15 protein-coding genes are annotated in these 19,437 nt (G+C 64.4%); 9 read left to right on the top strand and 6 right to left on the bottom strand.

The features are described from left to right. Nucleotides 1-79 precede the first annotated feature (79 nt). Nucleotides 80-1,903 (top strand): SEC-C metal-binding domain-containing protein, encoded by a 1,824-nt coding sequence (locus IE093_RS02635; RefSeq protein WP_189465960.1) that lies wholly within the window; start codon nt 80-82, stop codon nt 1,901-1,903. A 28-nt stretch (nt 1,904-1,931) separates the two neighbouring features. Here the strand turns inward: IE093_RS02635 and IE093_RS02630 are convergent, their stop codons facing one another. Continuing rightward, the gene (locus tag IE093_RS02630) at nt 1,932-3,299 is read right to left on the bottom strand and encodes an AmpG family muropeptide MFS transporter (protein ID WP_189465958.1); all 1,368 of its coding nucleotides are present in this window, start codon (nt 3,297-3,299) and stop codon (nt 1,932-1,934) included. A gap of 253 nt (nt 3,300-3,552) precedes the next feature. On the opposite strand from IE093_RS02630, the gene rfaH reads away from it, so the two are divergent. The 8 genes from rfaH (at nt 3,553) to IE093_RS02600 (ending at nt 12,938) form a co-directional block, all read left to right on the top strand. Continuing rightward, nucleotides 3,553-4,095, top strand: a complete 543-nt coding sequence (gene rfaH, locus IE093_RS02625; RefSeq protein WP_189465956.1) for a transcription/translation regulatory transformer protein RfaH — start codon at nt 3,553-3,555, stop codon at nt 4,093-4,095. 37 nt (nt 4,096-4,132) lie between these two features. After that, nucleotides 4,133-4,639 carry an FKBP-type peptidyl-prolyl cis-trans isomerase gene (locus IE093_RS02620; protein ID WP_189465954.1) on the top strand — a complete coding sequence of 169 codons (507 nt, stop codon included), beginning with the start codon at nt 4,133-4,135 and terminating at the stop codon, nt 4,637-4,639. A gap of 317 nt (nt 4,640-4,956) precedes the next feature. Next, entirely contained in the window at nt 4,957-5,079 is a 123-nt protein-coding gene (gene ccoM, locus IE093_RS22615; RefSeq protein WP_268247381.1) for a cytochrome c oxidase subunit CcoM, read from the top strand. A 374-nt stretch (nt 5,080-5,453) separates the two neighbouring features. After that, nucleotides 5,454-6,725, top strand: a complete 1,272-nt coding sequence (gene tssI, locus IE093_RS22740) for a type VI secretion system tip protein TssI/VgrG (RefSeq protein ID WP_308427188.1) — start codon at nt 5,454-5,456, stop codon at nt 6,723-6,725. Beyond that, entirely contained in the window at nt 6,722-7,522 is an 801-nt protein-coding gene (locus tag IE093_RS22735) for a bacteriophage T4 gp5 trimerisation domain-containing protein (protein ID WP_308427187.1), read from the top strand. Before tssI ends, IE093_RS22735 begins: the two co-directional genes overlap by 4 nt. A 4-nt stretch (nt 7,523-7,526) precedes the next feature. Then, nucleotides 7,527-8,375, top strand: a complete 849-nt coding sequence (locus IE093_RS02610; RefSeq protein WP_189465952.1) for a DUF4123 domain-containing protein — start codon at nt 7,527-7,529, stop codon at nt 8,373-8,375. Then, nucleotides 8,372-11,932 (top strand): ammonium transporter, encoded by a 3,561-nt coding sequence (locus tag IE093_RS02605; protein WP_189465950.1) that lies wholly within the window; start codon nt 8,372-8,374, stop codon nt 11,930-11,932. The genes IE093_RS02610 and IE093_RS02605 overlap by 4 nt, the downstream gene beginning before the upstream one ends. Beyond that, nucleotides 11,925-12,938 carry a hypothetical protein gene (locus IE093_RS02600; protein WP_189465948.1) on the top strand — a complete coding sequence of 338 codons (1,014 nt, stop codon included), beginning with the start codon at nt 11,925-11,927 and terminating at the stop codon, nt 12,936-12,938. Before IE093_RS02605 ends, IE093_RS02600 begins: the two co-directional genes overlap by 8 nt. Nucleotides 12,939-13,102: 164 nt before the next feature. Here IE093_RS02600 and IE093_RS02595 read toward each other — a convergent pair whose 3' ends face one another. From IE093_RS02595 to IE093_RS02575, 5 genes are all read right to left on the bottom strand, one after another. Beyond that, nucleotides 13,103-14,761, bottom strand: a complete 1,659-nt coding sequence (locus tag IE093_RS02595; RefSeq protein WP_189465946.1) for a putative bifunctional diguanylate cyclase/phosphodiesterase — start codon at nt 14,759-14,761, stop codon at nt 13,103-13,105. A gap of 186 nt (nt 14,762-14,947) precedes the next feature. Further along, on the bottom strand, nt 14,948-16,669 hold the full coding sequence (locus IE093_RS02590; RefSeq protein WP_189465944.1) for a proline--tRNA ligase: 1,722 nt from the start codon (nt 16,667-16,669) through the stop codon (nt 14,948-14,950). 137 nt (nt 16,670-16,806) lie between these two features. After that, nucleotides 16,807-17,715 carry a carbon-nitrogen hydrolase family protein gene (locus tag IE093_RS02585; protein ID WP_189465942.1) on the bottom strand — a complete coding sequence of 303 codons (909 nt, stop codon included), beginning with the start codon at nt 17,713-17,715 and terminating at the stop codon, nt 16,807-16,809. Then, complete coding sequence (locus IE093_RS02580; protein WP_189465940.1) at nt 17,712-18,308, bottom strand: GNAT family N-acetyltransferase; 597 nt, start codon at nt 18,306-18,308, stop codon at nt 17,712-17,714. The genes IE093_RS02585 and IE093_RS02580 overlap by 4 nt, the downstream gene beginning before the upstream one ends. A gap of 38 nt (nt 18,309-18,346) precedes the next feature. Beyond that, nucleotides 18,347-19,435, bottom strand: a complete 1,089-nt coding sequence (locus IE093_RS02575; protein ID WP_229803197.1) for an N-acetylmuramoyl-L-alanine amidase — start codon at nt 19,433-19,435, stop codon at nt 18,347-18,349. Between the last annotated feature and the right edge of the window lie 2 nt (nt 19,436-19,437).

Raw genomic sequence — 19,437 nt, 5'->3', positions numbered from 1 at the left:
AAAAGCGCGCACCATCGCGGATGAGTCCCTATCGAGTGGCATGTTAGACTAATCCGATTTCAGGGTGGCGGAGATTGCGATGCTGGCGGCATGGGTGGAACAACTGCTGGGATTTGCCACTGAGGCGCTGGAGGCGATTCGCGACGACGAGCACTACCCGTCTTTTATGGCCTGGACCCGTGAGCGCGGCAAATTGGCACTGGGTGGCAATTTGGCGATGGCGCAAGCCTTGGCGCCGGAGCTGTGGTCGCAGACGCCGTTGGAGCGGCGCGGTTTCGCCTGCGAACCCTTGGCCCGCCCGGGGCGTAACGAGCCCTGCTGGTGCGATTCGGGACGCAAGACCAAGCACTGTTGCGGTGCCGTCAACCTGCCAGGACCGGTGCCTGATCATCTGATGTGGATGCTATCGCTGCGCGAGTGGAAGGGGGAGACCCTGAAGGCCGCGTTGGCCAGTGGCCGGGCGCCGGCCCAGGCGTTGCTCGAGGCAGGGCTGATCGCCGCCGAAAGTGGCCAGCGCGGTCGCGCCCAACAGATTCTCGAGGCCTTGTTCGATCAGGGCGACTGGGCGCGTCTGCCCGAGCAGGCCGAGCCGGCCTTCGAACTGCTGGTCGATCTGTATCAGGAGCGCGGCTTTCATCGCAAGCGGGCCGCCCTGCTGGACGAGGTGCTTGAACATGGCCCGCTGTTCCTGCGTGGTGTGGCGTTGGAGCGCCTGTGCCTGATGTACCTCGATAGCGACGACCTGGCGAGCGCGCGCGAGGCGTTCGTGCGTGCCCAGCAAGCCTTGCCGGATTCGCCGACCCTGGCCTATATCGAGGCCATGCTATTGCTGCACGAAGGCAACGCTGAAGAGGCCGCCGAACGCGCACGCTTCTGGTTCCGGCGACTGTCCCGTCAGGGCGACCTCGATGCCGACCAATTGGCCTTTCTCGCCGAACTGGCCGATAACCCCGGCGCAACCCTGGCCGAGCAGATGGTCAACTCCGAGGAGGACCTCGCCGAGCCGCTGGCCTCTCTGCAGGCCTTGCTGGAGGTCTTGCCCACCGCGCCGCTGCTGCATTTTCAGTGCAATGCCCAAGGCGAACTCGAGTATCACAGCACCGCTCGCGAGGACACGTTGCATGCCGCCTGGCAGGAGTATTTCCAGGTATCGGTCGACGAGGAGGCGGCGATGGGCTTCGAGGCCGATCCCTGGCCGCATGCCGGCGAGTGGCTGAATGCCCTCTGCGCGCATCCCGAATGGCTCGATTCCCCCCGAGTGGTGCAATCGTTGACGTTGGCCCTGACCAGTCGCTTCGGCAGCCTGCCGTGGATGGCGCCGAGCCTTTTCGAACCCCTGGCGTTGCGCCTGGAGCGCTGGTTGACGCAATTGGAAGGCGAAGGCAGCGGAAGTTTCGTGTGGGATGTCGCTGACAATGCCGTGTTGCTGCGTACCGGACTGGCTCTGGTGGTGGGCATGGAGCGTGGCGCTCGCGAGCGCTCTCGCCATCTTGCCGAGCGGCTGCTGTCGCTTGACGATCAGGATAGCCTGGGATTGCGAGAACTGGTGCTCGACCAGCTTCTGCGCGAAGGACGCAACGAACATGCCTTGGAGGTCAGCCAGCAGCCGATGGAAACACCGATGCTGGGTGTATTGATGGGCCGGGCCCTGGCGCTCTACCGTCTAGAGCGCCGGGACGAGGCGTTCGATGCGTTGCGCGAAGCGACCATCGTGAATACCCATGTTATCGCCATGCTGTGTGCCGATAACCCCCGTGCGGCATCGGCGGGCGACGGGGTACCGGAGTCAGGCAGTCGTGCCGAGGCCTGGCAGTATCGCATCCTGATGCGTGATCAGTGGGCCAATACGCGCGGTGCCCTGGCCTGGTTGGATGCGCAGCGTGCTCGATTGAACGTGCGTTGAGTACCGAGCTGCCAGCAAGCGATAGGTGTCATGTCGCTCTTGCCGCCGGTGGAGGTAACAGTTCACGATCGCGGCTGATCCACCATGCCAGCACGATGGCCGGCAGCCCAAGCGCCGTGGCCAGCACGAAGAAGGTGGCATAGCCTTCGGCGGCCACCAGCAATCCGCCGAAGCCACTAAGGAACTTGCCGGGCAGGGTCATCAGTGACGAAAACAGTGCATACTGGGTCGCCGTATAGGCGCGTGAGGTCAGGCTCGACAAGAAGGCGATGAAGACCGTACTGGCCACCCCGTTGGCCAGATTGTCGCCGACGATGGCCATGACCAGCATGGGCAGATTGGTGCCGGCGAGTGCCAGCGCCGCGAACAACAGGTTGGTCAGGGTCGCCACGGCCGCGCCCAGCACGAGGATCGGCCCGATGCCGTAGCGGGCCACCAGCAGCCCGCCGAGGATGCCACCGCCGATGCTCATGGCGATACCGAACACATTGGTCACGTTGGCGATGGTGGCCAGCGAAAAGCCCAGGTCGATATACAGCGGGTTGGCCATCGATGCCATGGCCAAGTCGCTGATCCGGAATACCCCGATGAACACCAAGAGCCACAATGCCTTGAGCCGGTGGCGCGTGAAGAAATCGGTGAATGGACACACGATGGCGCCAATCGCCCAGGCCCCCAGACGACGCAGCGGGCGAGGCTTGCCTCGACTGGCACGCAGGAACTGACGAACCCGGGGCTCATGGATCAGTTGGGTCTTGAGCGACAGCCGTTTCGGCTCCGGACGTACCAGCACTGTCACCACGCCGACGCCTACCAGCGCCGCCATGGTCAGATAGGCGACTTCCCAGGATGCCAGCGATGCGACGTAGAGCGCCCCGGCCCCGGCGGCCAGCAACCCTCCGCGATAACCGATGATATAGGTCGAGGCCATGGCGGCCTGGACATCGTCGGGGGCCGACTCGATACGAAAGGCATCGATGGCGATGTCCTGGGTCGCCGAACCGAAGGCCACCAGTAAGGCGAAGGCCGCGACCAGCCACAGGTTCTGCTGGGGTTCGAGGCTTGCCAGGGCCGCCAGGCCGGTGGCGATCATGGCTTGGGCAAGCAACATCCAACCGCGGCGTTGGCCGAAGGTACGTGTCAGGATCGGTAGGGCCAGGCGGTCGACCACCGGCGCCCAGAAGAACTTGATCGAATACAGGATACCGATCCACGAGAAGAAGCCGATTGCCGCGACTTCCACCCCATCGCTGCGCAGCCAGGCTGACAGGGTCGAGAACACCAGCAGGAATGGCAGGCCCGCGGAAAAGCCCAGAAACAGCATGGTGATGACCGGGGCACGCAGGTAGACGGCCAGCGCGTCTCGCCAACTGCGTCTTACACTGACTGGGGGCATGATGGGGCTCCTTGCGAGATACTGTTGTGCGGCCATGACCAGCGTTCTAGCCGGACAAGCGTTACGGGAGGCTGGTAGACTGGTTCGCTGGTGGCCATGACATCTTCCATGCTGAAGGTGCGGTGCGAAAGGCCACCAGTCATTCAGTCGGCGGTGACCGGGACCTAGTGTCCTGGATTTGGTCCAGGGCACTAGATTGTTGCAGAGCGGCAAACCGGACACCAGCAGGAGTGCGAGAAACATCAGGAGAGAAATGAGCGAACGTATCGATGATTCCCAGGGACAGGACGAGGATGCCATTCCCCGCTGGTATGTCATTCAGTGCAAGGGTGGTGAATCGTTTCGTGCCGCCGAGAACCTCGACAATCAGGGGTACGAGATCCTGCACCCGGTCCTCGAGGTCCAGCGCAAGCGTCGCCAACGACTGATCTGGGTGCCCGAGCCCCTGTTTCCCTACTATCTGTTCATTCGCCTGGATCGCCTGGCCAGTAACTGGCGACCGATCCGCTCCACCCGTGGTGTCCTGAAACTGGTTACCTTCGGTGACGAGCCAGTGGCCGTGGATGACGGCCTGGTCGAAACGCTTCGCCAGCATCCCTCGGCCGAGATACGCGAAACTTCCCATGTCTACTTCCGGGCCGGAGATACGGTGGAAATCACCGAAGGCCCCTTCCGCGACCTGCAGGCGGTGTTCGAGTCGCAGAAGGGCGAGGAGCGCGCCATCGTGTTGCTCAACATGCTGCACAAACAGCAGCGCCTGGTGATGCCGATCGCCCAACTGCGCCGGCGCACCTGAGCCGATTATTCAAGCTGCAAGCACAGGAGATTCCCGCATGAGGATAGCGCCTCAGCAGGTCGTCACCCTGCATTACACGCTGCGCGATGCCAGCGGTACGGTACTCGACGATTCGCGTGCCCGCGATACCCCGCTGGAATACCTGCATGGCCACCACAACATCGTTGCCGGCCTGGAGCGTGCCTTGGAAGGGCAGCCTGAGGGGGCGACTCTCAGCGTGACCTTGAAGCCCGCCGAGGCCTACGGCGTGCGTGATGAAGCCTTGGTGCAACGGGTTGCTCGTACCGCTTTCCCGGCCGACGATCTAGCGCCCGGCATGCGCTTCCAGACCCAGGGCGACGATGGCCCGGAGATTGTCACCGTTCTCGAGGTCGGCGACACCCAGGTCACGGTGGATACCAATCATCCCCTGGCTGGCGAAACTCTGAGCTATCGTCTCGAGGTGCTGAGCGTCCGCCTGGCGACGCGCGCCGAACTGGCCAAGGGCCATCCATTGCCCCCCGAAGTCGATCATACACAGGTGGAAGATCGCAAGATGCCTTGAGAGGGAGTCTACAAACTACTGCGCTCGGCCATGCTGCGTTGAAATCAGCCTCGTGCGCGAGTCCGATCAAAATGCTCATTTACAAACTCGTAAACTCCGCTTTTTCGGCTGATTTCGCCTTGCCTGGCCGTCGCTCGTCACGTTTGTAAACACCCTCTGAGGCTCCCTCCCTCTCCGGAAACGGTAAAAAACTGATGTAGATCAAACCACGGGGCGCTCGTCCCGGGTTGCCGCGTACAAATTTGACCCAGGTCATGATTTTCCCGGCAGGTGGCGGCTAGAGTGAAGCCATCACATCACGACGGGAGAACAACGCTATGTACTGGGGTGACGCGGTAATTTTCGGACTGGTGACCGTCGGTATGATGATCGCTTTCATGGGCGGCTGGGTTGCCTTCATCGTGCGCGACCACAAGCGCAAGGGAAAGCATCGGCACTGATCCAGTCTCCCGGGCATCGACGGTGATGGTTGAACCGTCCCGCCCTACCGAGTCGTCAGGGGAGGGGGCTCCGCCCCCGCTAGCCGGCCTTCGGGCCAGCATTTTTATGATGCGCCGGCTCGTACGGCGATAGCGGTAGTAGAGTCGATGTAAGCGAAAGCTACGGCCATTTGTAGGAAATGTCTTACACGATTGTCAGAGATGTCCTACAGACATCCCGTGCCCCCGCCATTATGATCTCCGTTTTTTAAAGAAAACACTAAATAAGCTTATCCTATAACGGAAGTCCTGAAGCCATTGCCGCGCACCAAGCGTGAGGCGCCTGGCGCGAAGGCATGGATTCAGCGCTGCCATCACGCAGGGAGGCGTACCTCATGGCCAACCAGACCGGTCTGCAGTTCACGCTCGCGCTCGCCGGGCGCGACGCCCTCGACCTGGCGGTCACCCAGTTCACCCTCAGCGAGGCGCTGTCGCAGCCGTTCACCCTCGAGGTCCACTTCGCCAGCCGCGACGACACCCTCATCGCCGACGACTGGCTCGACCGCAACGCCACCCTCACCGTGTGGCGCGACGGTGAGGTCGAGCGCCGCGTCAGCGGGACCGTGAGTCACTTCGCGCGCGGCGACAGCGGCTATCGCCGCACCCACTACGATATCGTCATCCGCCCGGCGCTGTGGCGCCTGGGCCTGCGCCACAACTCGCGCATCTTCGAGCAGGCCGCGCCGCTCGGCGTGGTCCAGACCCTGTGCGAGGAGCACGGCCTGCGCGATCTGGTCTTCGCCATCAAGCGCAAGCCCGAGCCGCGAGAATTTCTTGTTCAGTACCGAGAGAACGACCTGGCCTTTCTCCAGCGCCTGCTCGCCGAGGAAGGTATCTTCTTCTCCTTCGACGACGACGGCCGCCAACTGGTGTTCGCCGACGACGTGCAGATGCTACGCCGCCTGCCGGAGCAGACCTACCACGCCCGCGCCGGCGGCGTGCGCCCCGAGCGGTGCTACCTCCATTCGCTGCGCCAGGTCTCGTCGGTAGCGACCTCGTCGGTGGTGCTCAAGGACTACAGCTTCAAGACCCCCGCCTACGCCCAGCAGCACCAGGCCTGGGCCGACGACCCCAACGTGGACCCGACCCTGGTGCACTATGACTACCCGGGCCGCTACAAGCGCGACGCCTCGGGCAAGCCGTTCACCCGCGTGCGCCTCGAAGCGCTGCGCCGCGAGGCCTGCCTCGCCCACGCCGAGAGCGACCTGATCGTATTGGCGCCCGGCACGCGCTTCCGCCTCACCGAGCATGACGTCGCCGAGACCAACCGCGACTGGCAGGTGGTCGAGGTCGAACACACCGGCACCCAGCCCCAGGCCGTCGAGGAGGACGCGGTGGGCGCCGAGGGCGTGACGCACCTGGAAAACACGCTGGTGCTGATGCCCGGCGACCGCGCCTGGCGGCCCGCCCCGCCGGAGCGGCCGCGCGTCGACGGCCCGCAGACCGCCATCGTGGTCGGCCCCGAGGGCGAGGAGATCCACACCGACGAATACGGCCGCGTGCGCGTCTTGTTCCCCTGGAACCGCGACGGCACCGCCAGCGCCTGGCTGCGCGTCAGCCAGGGCTGCGCGTCAGCCAGGGCTGGGCCGGCCCCGGCTACGGCATGATGGCGATCCCGCGCATCGGCCACGAGGTGACCGTAAGCTTCCTCGACGCTGACCCCGACCAGCCGCTGATCACCGGGCGCGTCCGTCACGCCGCGCACCCGCCGCCCTACGCACTGCCCGAGCACAAGACGCGTACCGTGATCCGCTCACAATCGCACCAGAGCCGCGGCTACAGCGAGATTTCCCTGGAAGACAAGCGCGACGGCGAGGAGATCTACATCCGCGCCCAGAAGGACCTCAACCTGCTGACCCTCAACGACCGCCGCGAGGAGATCCGCCGCGACAGCGCGCTCAAGATCCACCGCGACCGTATCGAGCAGATCGAGCGCGACGCCCACCTCAGTGTGCACGGCCAGCGCCGCACGCGGGTCGACGGCGACGACCACGCCAGGATCGGCGGCACGGCCCACCGCCACTACGGCCGGGCGCTGCTGGTCGAGGCCGGCGAGGAAATCCACGCCAAGGCCGGCAACAAGGTGGTGCTCGACGCCGGCGCCGAGCTCACGATCCAGGCCGGCGGCAGCTTCATCAAGCTCGACCCCAGCGGCGTGACCATCGCCGGGCCCGTGACCCGGATCAATGCCGGCGGCAGCCCGGGCAGCGGCACGGGGCAATCCGTGCAGATGGCGCGCCTGCCGGGGCAGGTGGAGGAAGTGGCGCCACCGCCGTCCAGGGTGGGAGGTGCCCGTCTGGAACGGGCCGCCGAGATTCGTCCGGCGTTCATCGAGGTCTGCCAGTTACCCGCCGATGGCAGCCCCTGTCCACTGGGCGCAAGCTGCCCCTGTGGGGAGGGCTGACGGCGTGCCTCGCTTCACGGAAGATCGCGACCTCGAGACCCTGTTGCCTCATGAGATGCCACGCTGGCTGGTACTGGACCGGCTGCCGGATACGTTGAAACGACTCTACGAACTCGAAGAGGCCCCCGATTGCGAGCCGTTGTACGCACGCACCGCTTATGCCGACTGTCTCGAGCAGAGTCCGCTGCTGGTCCGACCCGGTGACGTTCAATCACCGCTCTGGCGAACCTTCGTCGAAGGGTGCGGCGAAACACCGCTGCGTGGAGTGATCGTCGCCGGTCATGCCTCTGGAGCAGAGGTGGCGGCCCATCTGCGTACCCGCCTGGAAACACGCTTCTATGGCAACCGCCGGGGGCTGCTGCGCTTCTACGACCCCTGGATCGCCGCCTACCTGTTTTCCCGGGCCAGCCGGGACAACCGCTGGCTGGGGCCGTTACAGAGTGTGATCTGGCATGGCGGCACCTTCGAGAAGCGCGCCGAGTCGGGAGCCCAGTGGCAGGCCTTCGTGGCCATGGAGACGGACCACCAACCCCATCCGACGACCCTCGACTCCGAGGAAATGGCCCTGGAGCCGGCCCAGGAAGCCGACATGGAAAATTACATGATTCGCTTCCCGCTGTGGCAACGCCTGGCCGAGCGGCATGGGTTGCGCGAGGACGCTCGGGACAATATCCAGCGCTTCGTCATCGCCTGCGACGAGGCCGAACGTCTGGCGCTGCCGCACGAGCAATGGGCCGACTATCTGGCGTGGCGTTTCGACGCACCGCGTGCCACATGGCCCGAGGACATCTTCGATACGCCCGTCGGAGGGCGGCTGACGCTGCTGGGAATACATGAGGGGAACAAGGGATGAGTCACGAAGTACGCCATGGACCGCTGAGCGAAGGACCGGCCTGCGAGCCCAAGATGCTGATCGTGCAGGTACTGGGCAAGGATCACCCGGCAGGGCATGAGTTCGTGCTGCGTGACGGCTATCGCGATACCGATCTCGACCAGCCGTCCAAGGAACCGCTGGAGATCATCACCGAGCCGCGCAGCGTACTGCACAAATGGCGCTGGAAAGGCATGCGGCCCGCCGACATCCAACTGGAGATTGCCACCGAACGTGGCGCGCCGATCCGCTTGCCGCTGTTCGAGGGGCTCTGGGAGACCCCGCGCCAGCGACGCTACCAGCACTACATCATCCAGCCCGTCATGCCCATGGCGCTATGGAAGTCGATGCAGCCGCGCTCGGCCTGGGACGCCAGTTCCCGAACCCATGCGCTGCCAGTGCGCCCCGGTTATCTCTATCTGTTCTACCGCGACCGGCTGTGGCGCGAGATCGAAGTCCGCGCCAACCCCAACACCGGCCAACTCGAGTTCCGCGATATCGACCTGGCCGCTCACCGCGATGCCGACGGGCGCTATCAGGACGACCGGCGCCCCAGCGCCGGCGTACCATTGCACGAGGTGTGGGTACCGCGTCCCGGTAGCGACCGGGCCATCAACCACGTGGTCGGCCACAATCCCTGCATGGCCTATTCCGAGGTGCAATGGTCGGCGGCGCGCCTCAATTACCTGCAAGACGACGCACGAGCCCGCCAGGCCCGCTGTCAGCGCCTGAATCTACTCAGTGGCAACGACTTTGCCTCGTCGGGATACCTCTACACGCCGCCCGACGACGAACCGCAACGCCTGCGCGAATGGGGGGCCGAACTTCAGGTGGCCAATCCCGCCGCCATGACACGCGATCTGGCCGGCCAACACCTAGCCCAGCTCCATGCCCAGGCGAACCGGGAGATCGAGCGCTTCGAGGCGGATGGCGCCAGTGCGAGCGCCGCCGCCGATGCTGGTTTGCAAGCGTTCACCGACGAGGGGGATGAGTCACTGCTTTACCGGCAGGCCATGGTGCGCGCCCAGGTGCTGGATGAGGGTCTGGCGGCGCAGGAACAGACCGGGCACGACAACGACCTCTGGCAAGGGCTCGACGCCGCCCAGGACTGCCTGGCCGATGCCCGGACGCGGGAGATTCCCGCCGTGCTGCTCGATGACCCCCTGTTCGACCTGCGCCATGCCCTGAGCGGTTGCCAGGCCAGCGAGCGCTACCTGCTCGGCATTCCACGCCGGGCGGCGCGCAATCCGCGCTTCGAGTGCGCCACCCTGGTCAACCGTACCCTGCTGACCAGCCACGACTCGGCGGGCGAGGCCAACCCGCTGCACCGCTTCGTCGATGACGACAACCTCGACCTCGACGACTCGGGCGACCTGGCCTTCGTACTGTGCCAGGCCCAGCGCGAGGTGGCACACGACCAGCATGCCGCCTATCAGGACCGTCTGGCCGACCTGCTCGCCGCCCTGGGCAAGTCCGGCACGCAGATCGACCAGCTCGCCACCGAGCGTCAGGATCGCCCCACGCCAGCTCAGCGCCTGCTGGTGCGCTGCCTGGGCGATGGCAGCGGCCATCCGCTGCACGCCATGCTGTTTCCCAGCGACGAGGCCACGCCGCTCGCCGCCCCGTTGACACTGCCCGAGGAGGGAGAGAGCAACCCCGGCGACGGCCGTCTGCGCCTCAAGTCCATGGCCCGGCAGGCCGAGTTGGAGCTGCCCACCGACGCCGACGACCTGCAACTCATCGACACGCCTCAGCTTGCCATGCTGGTGGGCCCCGAGGGACTGCCGGTCGTCCCCGAGCTCAAGCGCTGGGCCGGAGCCGTCGATACGGTACTGGGCAAGCTGGGCCAACAGGCGACGCTGATGCTGAACGGGGTCGTGGACCAGGCCACGGCGCTGACGCTCTTTCCCCCGGTGGTGCGCCTGTCCCGCGCCGCGCTGCCCGACCTGCTCGTCGGCGTGCATGCCGTGCCGCCCGCCGAGGCCCATGGCAAGGTGATCCTCGGCGTGCTCGACGAGACCGACGGCCTGACCGAGGCGGATCGCCGGCACTTCCACGACCGGCTGGCGACATTCCGCCGCCACCTGGACAGCTCGGTGACCGAGGCCAGCGGCCGCACGCTGAATTCCGCCAGCGCCCAGGCCCTGACTTCGGCCAGGGGCGACCAGGCCGTGACGGTGCTGGCCGTCGACCCCGACTCGCTGGCCGCCGAGGTCGCCCGAAAGGCCCGCGCCCGCTACAGCCTGTCGCGCAGCGCCGAGGCCATTCGTCTGCCGTATATCATTGCCGTGATCGAGATATTCAATCTGCGGATGGAGTTGGTTAGTACCCAGAATCGATCTCAAGCAAGAGCAGGTGCTGCAATATTTAGCGCATATATCGATATCACAGTTGCATCGGCCAAAGCTCTGGAGTTCTTCGGCGAACGCCATAACCAACTGGTGCAGCTGCGCGCCAAGGTAATCAGCCGCAAGGTGCCGTGGGGCAGCCTGCTGGCACGTCTTGCCCCTAAGGCAGCCCAGTGGTTGCCAAGCGTGATCGCGCTATCGACGCTGGGCGCGGCAGCCGGTGGTGTCATTACGGCGATGCTGTGCGGCTGGGATGCCATGACCAGCCTGCGCAACGGCAACCTGGGCGCCGGCATCGCGCTGGGCGTGGCGGCGGTGAGCGGGCTGGTGGTGACGGCGGCGTCGGTGATGGTGGGCATGGGGCCGGTGGGCTGGATCGCCATTGGCGTGACGCTGGCCGCGGCGGCCTGGCTGGCCGACAGCGAGCTCGAGGAGTGGCTGCGCATGGGGCCGTTCGGGCCACAAGCCTATCGCGACCGGGCGCCCTGGCTACAGAACCCCGACGAGGCCTACGACCGCCTGGTCAGCCTGCTGGCCGGCATCCGCATTCGTATCGACAGCATCGCGCCGACCACCGCAGAGGCCGTCGCCGCCAGTTCGCTCCCCGCGATCGGCCTGCTGCCGGAGTCGACGACCCGGCCGATGACCACCCTTGAGCGCCTCGCCGGCGACCACAAGGCACGCGACGAGGCGCGGTCGTACGAGCACTACCGCAGCCTGCCCAATACCCGCATCGTGGTCGAGAGCAACCTGGCCGGCCTGGCGGCCGGCTGGGAACCGGTGGTGTGGCTATACCCCCAGCGCGCCATCGACCGGCCGGCGGGCCATATGCCCGGCAACCAGGTCGTCTGGCAACGGGGGGACTTCGTGCCGTCGGCGCGGCCCATCGAACCGCGCTTCACGCGTGCCACCGCGCATGGCATGGAATACTACGTGATGACGCTCGACGCCGAGATCGAGAACGGCCTGAGGGGGCGGCCCAAAAGGCGCATCCGTTATGGCTGGACGGTACGCGTTCAGTGGCGCCGCGAGCGGCGCGCGCCCCGCCTGCCGGGTATCTTGCCGGCCCCGGCGCCACTGGTCGACCCGGCGAGTATCGATCCCGACGACCGCCGGCGCCCGGATCCCGAGCGCCGCGAGCAAGCCTACTGGGCCAGCGAGGCCTCCCATCCGGATGACAGCCATGACTGACGTTGCCACGTATTACGCCGCCGAGGCGCATACCTCGGCCAGGACCTTGGAGCGCCCCCCGCGCGAGTGCCGCCACTCGCGCAAGTTCAAACTGTTCGCCGGCGGCCAGCGGCTGCCGCACCGCCACCCCAGCGTGGACATGAGCCCGATGCATGGCTGGCGGCACAACACGCCCCAGCAACTACGCGAGTTGGAAGCCGATCCCGAGATGGCGAAGTACGAGGATCCCGAGTATCGCAAGGACTTGCTGGGGCGCTGGGACGAGGAGTGCCTGCGCTATGCCAGCCATACCAGGAGGGCATTTGTGTTCGGGATTACCCGGGCCTTGGGGATGGTGGGCTTTTTCCTTTGTTTATTTGCGGGAGTTCTTTATGCACTAACGATCTTTTTTCAGTCTCTGGGGAATACTCGAATCGATTTCTTCGAGCGTATTATCTCTGGAGGAGGATTTATTCTCTTTACATATGTATTGACATTGAGCATGTGGGGGGGGATGACCCTTCTGCAAAAACTCTTTCCCAACTTTGCCGCCGGTGCCTACCCGGGCCCCAGTTGGGAACTGAACCGCCGCACCGGCGAGGTGATGGTGGCGGCCAATCCCCGCAAGAAGCGTACCGCCTGGCAGATTGCCCATCGCCTGCCGTTCCATGGGTTCGACTGTTATTTGCAGAGCACCCCGGACTACCAGGGCTCACCGCAGTACTACCTGAGCCTGGTGCATTACGCCGAGGAGGTGCACGTGTCGCTGGCGGGCATGTTCGGGAGTACCCACAGCCACGTGGAGCAGCGCGCCGCCTGGGACATGCTGCAACGCTACATGGACACTTCCCAGCCCTTGCCGGATATCCCGGCGTTCGAGTCGGATCGCCACCGCGACCCCACCACCCGCGAGCATGACGAGCGCACCGGACGTGACCCGCGCTTCTGGCGCGACATGGACGACGCCACCTACGCGACCTACGTCAGCGCAAACCAGCACAAGCTGAATGCCTTTTATCGAGGATGAGGGCGTGGACATGAGTCCGATGTATGGAGGGTGGCTGATTTGCCACCATAACGTGACGATGCCGGCTCCTCGGATTTGGGCAGGATTCAATGCTGCGTAAGTCTGGGAATTGGTAGAAAAAGAAAAGTCTACTACTGAGTGAAGGGGGGAAGAGCTTTGGCCTGTCAGGACGGCGGCTCGGCGAGCCGAACCCGGTAGTCGTCGAGCCAGTCCAGGACCTGGTCGCAGGACAAGGGGCGCGAAATCTGATAGCCCTGTAGATAGTCGCAGCCAAGACGTTTCAGCAGTGCCTGGCTGTGTGCGGTTTCCACCCCTTCGGCGGTGACCTTGAGCCCCAGGTTGTGGCCCAGTTCGATGGTCGAGCGCACGATGATCCCGTCGTCACCGTGTTCGTCGAGTTTGACGATGAACGACTTGTCGATCTTGAGTTCCTGCACTGGTAGACGCTTGAGCTGAGCGAGAGAGGAGTAACCGGTGCCGTAGTCGTCCACCGCCAAGGCCATGCCGGTGCGGCGCAGTTCGCCAAGCAGGCGTGTGGCCAGCTCCGGCTCCTTCATGATGGTGCTTTCGGTGACTTCGAGTCCCAATCGATCGGTAGGCAGTCGATAGCGGTCGAGCATCTGCAACAGGTGAGAAGCCAGGGTGTCGTCCATGGCGTCTTCGGCCGAGACGTTGATGGCGACTTGCAGGGGGCGACCCTGATGCTCCCAGCGTTGCAATTGCTGGCAAACCTCTTCGATCATCCAGTGACTGAGAAGCCGGATGTTTCCCGAGCGTTCGGCCAACTTGATGAACTCGTCGGGAGGAATGAAGCCCAGCGTCGGATGTTGCCAGCGCATCAGGGCTTCGAAGCCTTCGACCTCACCGTCGTCGGCTCGCACCTTGGGTTGGTAGACCACGGTCAACTGGCGTTGGCTCACGGCATCGTACAGGTCGCGAATCAGTGTCAACTGGCGCAAGTGACGTTCGTCCTGGCCCTCGAGATAGAGTTGGTGACGCCGATGCCCATGGCGTGCCATATCGAGTGCGATATCGGCACGCCGCAGCAGCAGGTGGGCATTGTCGCCATGTTCGGGAAAGCGCACTTCACCCATGGATAGCGAGGGTCGAATCGGCGAGTCGTGCATGTCGATGGGCTGCGTCAGCCGTTCATGCAGGTTGCGAAGCCAGTCGGCGTCACAGGCGGGCGTAGCGAGTCGCAGCAGGAATTGATCGCCACCCAACCGATAGGCTTCGCGTGCCGGCGGCGGCAGGTGGGCAAGGCGTTCGGCCAGGGTGATCAGTACCCGGTCGCCCAAGGTATAGCCGAAGGTGTCGTTGATACGGCGAAAGTCGTCTATTGCCAGTCGCAGCAGGGTGAATGGGGTACCTTCGGCGATGTCCTGGTCGATATCGGTCTGGGCCGAGCTGCGGTTAGGGAGGTCGGTGAGCAGGTCGTGGCTCGATCGGTGCAACAGGGTGGCTTCTCGTTGGGCAATGTCATCCTGCATGGCCAGCAAGCTCGTGGCCAGTTTTCCGCTCTCTCCACGTGGCGGGACGTCGATCCGTTGCAGGCGTTGGCCTTGGCCGATACGGCGAATCGCCTCGGCCAGGATAGCAAATGGGCGAATCATGGCGCGCGCACTCAACAGGGCGGCAACGATCGCCAGTGCCGGGGGCAGGGCCAAGGCTGCCAGCCACTGCCAGGGGGATTCGCGAAAAGCGGCGATCAGGAATTCGTAGGATATCTGGTCGGCAGTGCCCAGGATAAATCCGGCGGTGACCAACTGCGACAGCAAGACCATGGCCAGCGTGACGATCAGCAGTCGTGTTCGAAAGGTCATGGGCGCCTCGTGGGTAGGCCGGTTGGCTTCCAGGAGTATCGGCTAGAGGTTATCCGAAATCTTCCGCCAGGTTGCCGAGTATGTCATGCATGCAGCTTAACGCTGTATACACAGAGATGACGTCCCCGGTCGATTCGTCAAGACCGGGGACGAGGAGTGGGGCGGGCTGTGAGGGAGGCTAACCGATCAGTGGGCGATCTTCTCGCGCAGGAAGTCGACGATGGCGTCCGCCGGTACCAAGGTGGCATCAGTGTCGCAACGTCCCTTGTATTCCAGTTCGCCCTTGTCGAGGCTACGGTCGCCGATTACCAGACGATGGGGAATGCCGATCAGTTCCTGGTCGGCGAACTTGACCCCGGGGCGGATATCGCGGTCATCGAGCAGCACGTCGAAACCACGGCGTGTCAGGTCGTCGTAGAGACGTTCGGCGGTTTCGCGCACGCGCTCGGACTTGTGCGCATTCATCGGAACCACCACCAGTTCGAAGGGGGCAATGGCCGTGGGCCAGATGATCCCGGCATCGTCATGGTTCTGTTCGATGGCGGCGGCCACCACGCGCGTCACGCCGATGCCGTAGCAGCCCATCCACGGGTGGGTCGCGCGTCCGGAGTCGTCGAGCACGGTGGCGTTCATGGCTTCCGAGTACTTCTTGCCGAGTTGGAAGACGTGGCCGACCTCGATGCCACGCTTGATGGACAGGGTGCCCTTGCCGTCCGGTGAGGGGTCGCCTTCAACCACGTTACGCAGGTCGGCGACCTTGGGCAGGGGAACGTCACGCTCCCAGTTGATGCCGAAATAGTGCTTGCCATCGACATTGGCGCCGGCGCCGAAGTCGCTCATCAATGCCACCGAGCGGTCGATGACGATCGGCATGTCGAGCCCGACCGGGCCCAGCGAGCCCGGCCCGGCTCCCACCACGTCGCGAATCTCGTCTTCCGTGGCCATGGTCAGCGGCGAGGCAACCTCCGGCAGATGCTCGGCCTTGACTTCGTTAAGTTCATGATCGCCGCGCACCAGCAGGGCGATCAACCCGCCTTCCGCGGCATGCGCCATCAGGGTCTTGATGGTCTTCTCGATCGGCAGGCCGTGCTGCTCGACCAGGGTGGCAATGGTCTTCGCATTGGGGGTATCGACCAGGCGCAGTTCCTCCGTCGGCGCGGGACGCTCGACGTTCTCGCCCAGCGGTGCCGGCAGTGCTTCGGCCTTTTCGATGTTGGCGGCATAGTCGGACTCGGTGGAAAAGGCGATGTCGTCCTCGCCAGAGTCGGCCAGCACGTGGAACTCGTGAGAGTTGGTGCCGCCGATGGCACCGGTGTCGGCCAGTACCGGGCGGAAGTCCAGGCCCAGACGGGTGAAGATGCGTACATAGGCGTCGTACATCTTCTGGTAGGTTTCCTGCAGCGAATCCGCGTCGATGTGGAAAGAGTAGGCATCCTTCATGATGAATTCGCGGGCACGCATCACCCCGAAGCGCGGGCGAATCTCGTCGCGGAACTTGGTCTGGATCTGGTAGAAGTTGGTCGGCAACTGCTTGTAGCTCGCCAGTTCGCGACGCATCAGGTCGGTGATCACTTCCTCATGGGTGGGGCCCACGCAATAATCGCGCTCGTTACGATCCTTGAGGCGCAGCAACTCGGGGCCGTACTGCTCCCAGCGGCCGGATTCTTGCCACAGTTCGGCGGGCTGCACGGCGGGCATGAGGATTTCCTGGGCGCCGGCGCGATTCATTTCCTCACGCACGATACGCTCGACCTTGCGCAGGGTGCGCAGCCCCACGGGCAGCCAGGTGTAGAGCCCCGAGGTCAGACGGCGAATCATGCCCGCGCGCAGCATCAGTTGGTGGCTGACGATCTCGGCGTCGGTGGGCGTTTCCTTCAGGGTGGCGATCAACAATTCACTGGCACGCATGAGTCCGGCGTTTCCTTCGAGTCGTGATGATAGGCGAAGCCGTCGCGGAGACCGAGCGAGGCAGCCACGTACGGTATTTCCCCGCATTGTACGGCCAAGCCCCGGTTGCGGCAAAAGCCGTGCTTGCCTCTGAAGCCTCAATACAAGGAGACTGCCTCGATGCTCTCGATCAGGCGCTTGTGCTGTAGGGACCAGTCGGCGTGGTTGTTGACCTGGCCGTGCTGGCGCAGGTCTCGGATTGCCTCCAGGTCCAGCCGCGCGATCTGCCAGCCGGGAGTGGCATCGCTGCCGATGGTCAATACGCCGTCGGCGGGAAAACCATGATCGCACGGCGTATAGACGGCGGCCCGGCCGACGTTGATATCCACCGCTGGCGACCACAGCGCTTCACCCACCGTCGGCGATTGCACGAGTGCCACCTGCTGTTCGATGGCGCGTGCCTGGGCCGAAAGCCGTACCCGATAGTAGCCGGCCTCGGTGTCGGTACAGCTCGGTACCAGCAGCAGCTCGGCGCCGGCATCGACCAGGGCTCGGGCGAGGTCGGGGAATTCGCAATCGTAGCAGATCAGCACGCCGAGTCGTCCGACGGGTGTATCGAAGACCTTCAGGCCGGTGCCCGCCGAGACGCCCCAAAGGTCGTTCTCGAAGCGGGTCATGATCTGCTTGTCCTGGTAGTCCGCGCGGCCGCTCGGCCCTAGCAGCCAGGCACGGTTGACGAAACGGCCATCGTCCAGTCGCCAGGGCAGCGACGGCGCCAGCAGGGTCACGCCGTGAATTTCGGCCAACTCGCGCCAGATGGAGACGACATCGTCACGCAGCGGCTCCAGGGCTGGCAGTTGCGCTTGCAGGTCATCGCGGACCGCCTCGGGTAGCAGCGAGGTCAGTTCCATGCCGCCGTACTCGGGAAATACCAGCAGTTCCGCACCGCGCATCACCGCATCGTGCACCCAGCGCGCCGCCTTGGCCTGGAAGTCGGCGAAGGTCTCGAAGGCATCGATGGGGTACTGGGCGGTGGCCACCGTGACCACGCGCTGACCACCGCTCATTGCCGCAGTTCCTTGAGCCAGAACACCATGGGTTTGTCGGTCTCGCGGTCGTCGTCGATATCCTTCCACTGGAAGGTGGTGTGCAACTCGGGAACGAGGCGGTAACCCCGCGAGCGCCAGAAACCGTGCAGTGGCTGGTAGTTCGCCGGTTTGCGCGGGTGGTCATCGGGACGCTCCACGGCGCAGAAGGCCACGATATCGAAGCCTTCCTTCGCAGCATGGGCTTCGCGCTCGGTCATGAAGGCCTTGCCGATGCCCCGCCCGCGGTATTCGTCGAGCAGCACCGATTCGCCGTAATAGAAGACTCGTGAGATGTCATAGCCGGCTTGCTCGAAGGGGGCGCGGAATTCCTCGACGTCATCGGCCAACGGCATGCCGGTGGCGGCACCTACCACACGGTTGCCATCAAGGGCCAGCACGAACAGGCTGTTCGGGCACTCGGCATAACGCTTGAGATACTGTGACTCGTACTCGAAGTCGCCGTCGTAGAGATAGGGAAAATCGCGAAAGACCCGGATGCGCAGGCGCGCCAAGTCATCGAGATAGGGGGCAATCGCCTGCCCCTGGCAAGTGGTCAAGCGTACTTCGGACATGGTCGTCTCTCCACAACACAATACCTTTAGGCGGCACCCTAGCAAGGCGGGGCGCATCCGCCAATCCCATCAGCGACAGGTGTCCTGCTCCCCGGCGACCGGCCTTGCCGCCGCCCTCCCTGAACATGAGGTGTCAAAGTGGGATCTGTGTCGTGGAAACGACCTGTCGCAGTCCCATGAATGAACGGATTTGCCTCACGCCCGGAAGGTAGAGCAGTTGCTCGGCATGCAGGCGGTTGAAGCTCTGACACTGCCTCTGATTGGTACTTGTCCAGCAGCGCCCAGAGGATGGCCGCGCTGTCGGCATCTGGCAGGCCACGATAGTCGGCGGGGCGAAAGCGCATCTGGAAGGCACGCAGCACTGTGGTGGTTTGACGGTCGAGTTCGCCCGTCACCGTGAGTGGATAGCCCCAGGCCTGTAGCGCATGTTGCAGGGTTTCGAGTCGCGGCGGGCAGTATTCGAACGCGACCCGGTAGCGTGTCACCGTCGTCTCGTCCGGCCACACGCCGATGCCTGCCTCATACAGCCGCTGCCAGGGAAAGGCGGGGCCGGGGTCGATCTTGCGTGCGGGTGCGATATCCGAGTGGGCCAGCACATCGGTGGGATGGATCTCATGACGCTCGATGATGTCGCGCGCCAGGGCGATCAGCGTTTCGATCTGCGATTCGGAGTAAGGTGCCCAGTGGAGATCGATAGTGGCCTCCGGGTCGGTTTCCAGCAACCGCTCCACCTCGCTGAAGGGGCGGTCCGACCCGCTGTTGACGATTTCGATGCCGATGGACGTGTCGTTGATATTGGGACGTCCCTTCCACGTACTGACACCGGCATGCCAGGCGCGGCGCGATTCATCCACCAGTTGGTAGATCAGAGGGTGGCGATGGTAATGACGCGCCGGCTTTGGCAGCACATAGTGAGCACTGACATGGAGGCCGGTCAGGGTGGCCAGCGATTCCGCCTCGTCGGTGTCGGTGTAGTGGATCACCAAGTGGCGGATGCGGCTATTGTGCGAGAGTGCTTCGTAACGGTGGTCGACGATGTAGCCGTTGCGTGGTTCCAGGTGCATGGGGCTGGCACAGGCAGCGAACAGTAGCCCCATGAGGATGATGGTAGCGAACCTGACCGGCACGA

Source organism: Litchfieldella qijiaojingensis, assembly GCF_014651875.1.
In the GTDB taxonomy this organism is placed as follows: Bacteria; Pseudomonadota; Gammaproteobacteria; order Pseudomonadales; family Halomonadaceae; genus Litchfieldella; species Litchfieldella qijiaojingensis.
The sequence above is the reverse complement of the archived record's forward strand: the minus strand, read 5'-3'. Positions and strand labels throughout refer to the sequence as shown.

Excerpts from the sequence above, each read along its gene's own strand:
- IE093_RS02635 (WP_189465960.1), top strand. The coding sequence starts at position 80 with ATGCTGGCGGCATGGGTGGAACAACTGCTGGGATTTGCCACTGAGGCG.
- IE093_RS02630 (WP_189465958.1), bottom strand. The coding sequence starts at position 3,299 with ATGCCCCCAGTCAGTGTAAGACGCAGTTGGCGAGACGCGCTGGCCGTC.
- rfaH (WP_189465956.1), top strand. The coding sequence starts at position 3,553 with ATGAGCGAACGTATCGATGATTCCCAGGGACAGGACGAGGATGCCATT.
- IE093_RS02620 (WP_189465954.1), top strand. The coding sequence starts at position 4,133 with ATGAGGATAGCGCCTCAGCAGGTCGTCACCCTGCATTACACGCTGCGC.
- ccoM (WP_268247381.1), top strand. The coding sequence starts at position 4,957 with ATGTACTGGGGTGACGCGGTAATTTTCGGACTGGTGACCGTCGGTATG.
- tssI (WP_308427188.1), top strand. The coding sequence starts at position 5,454 with ATGGCCAACCAGACCGGTCTGCAGTTCACGCTCGCGCTCGCCGGGCGC.
- IE093_RS22735 (WP_308427187.1), top strand. The coding sequence starts at position 6,722 with ATGATGGCGATCCCGCGCATCGGCCACGAGGTGACCGTAAGCTTCCTC.
- IE093_RS02605 (WP_189465950.1), top strand. The coding sequence starts at position 8,372 with ATGAGTCACGAAGTACGCCATGGACCGCTGAGCGAAGGACCGGCCTGC.
- IE093_RS02600 (WP_189465948.1), top strand. The coding sequence starts at position 11,925 with ATGACTGACGTTGCCACGTATTACGCCGCCGAGGCGCATACCTCGGCC.
- IE093_RS02595 (WP_189465946.1), bottom strand. The coding sequence starts at position 14,761 with ATGACCTTTCGAACACGACTGCTGATCGTCACGCTGGCCATGGTCTTG.
- IE093_RS02590 (WP_189465944.1), bottom strand. The coding sequence starts at position 16,669 with ATGCGTGCCAGTGAATTGTTGATCGCCACCCTGAAGGAAACGCCCACC.
- IE093_RS02585 (WP_189465942.1), bottom strand. The coding sequence starts at position 17,715 with ATGAGCGGTGGTCAGCGCGTGGTCACGGTGGCCACCGCCCAGTACCCC.
- IE093_RS02580 (WP_189465940.1), bottom strand. The coding sequence starts at position 18,308 with ATGTCCGAAGTACGCTTGACCACTTGCCAGGGGCAGGCGATTGCCCCC.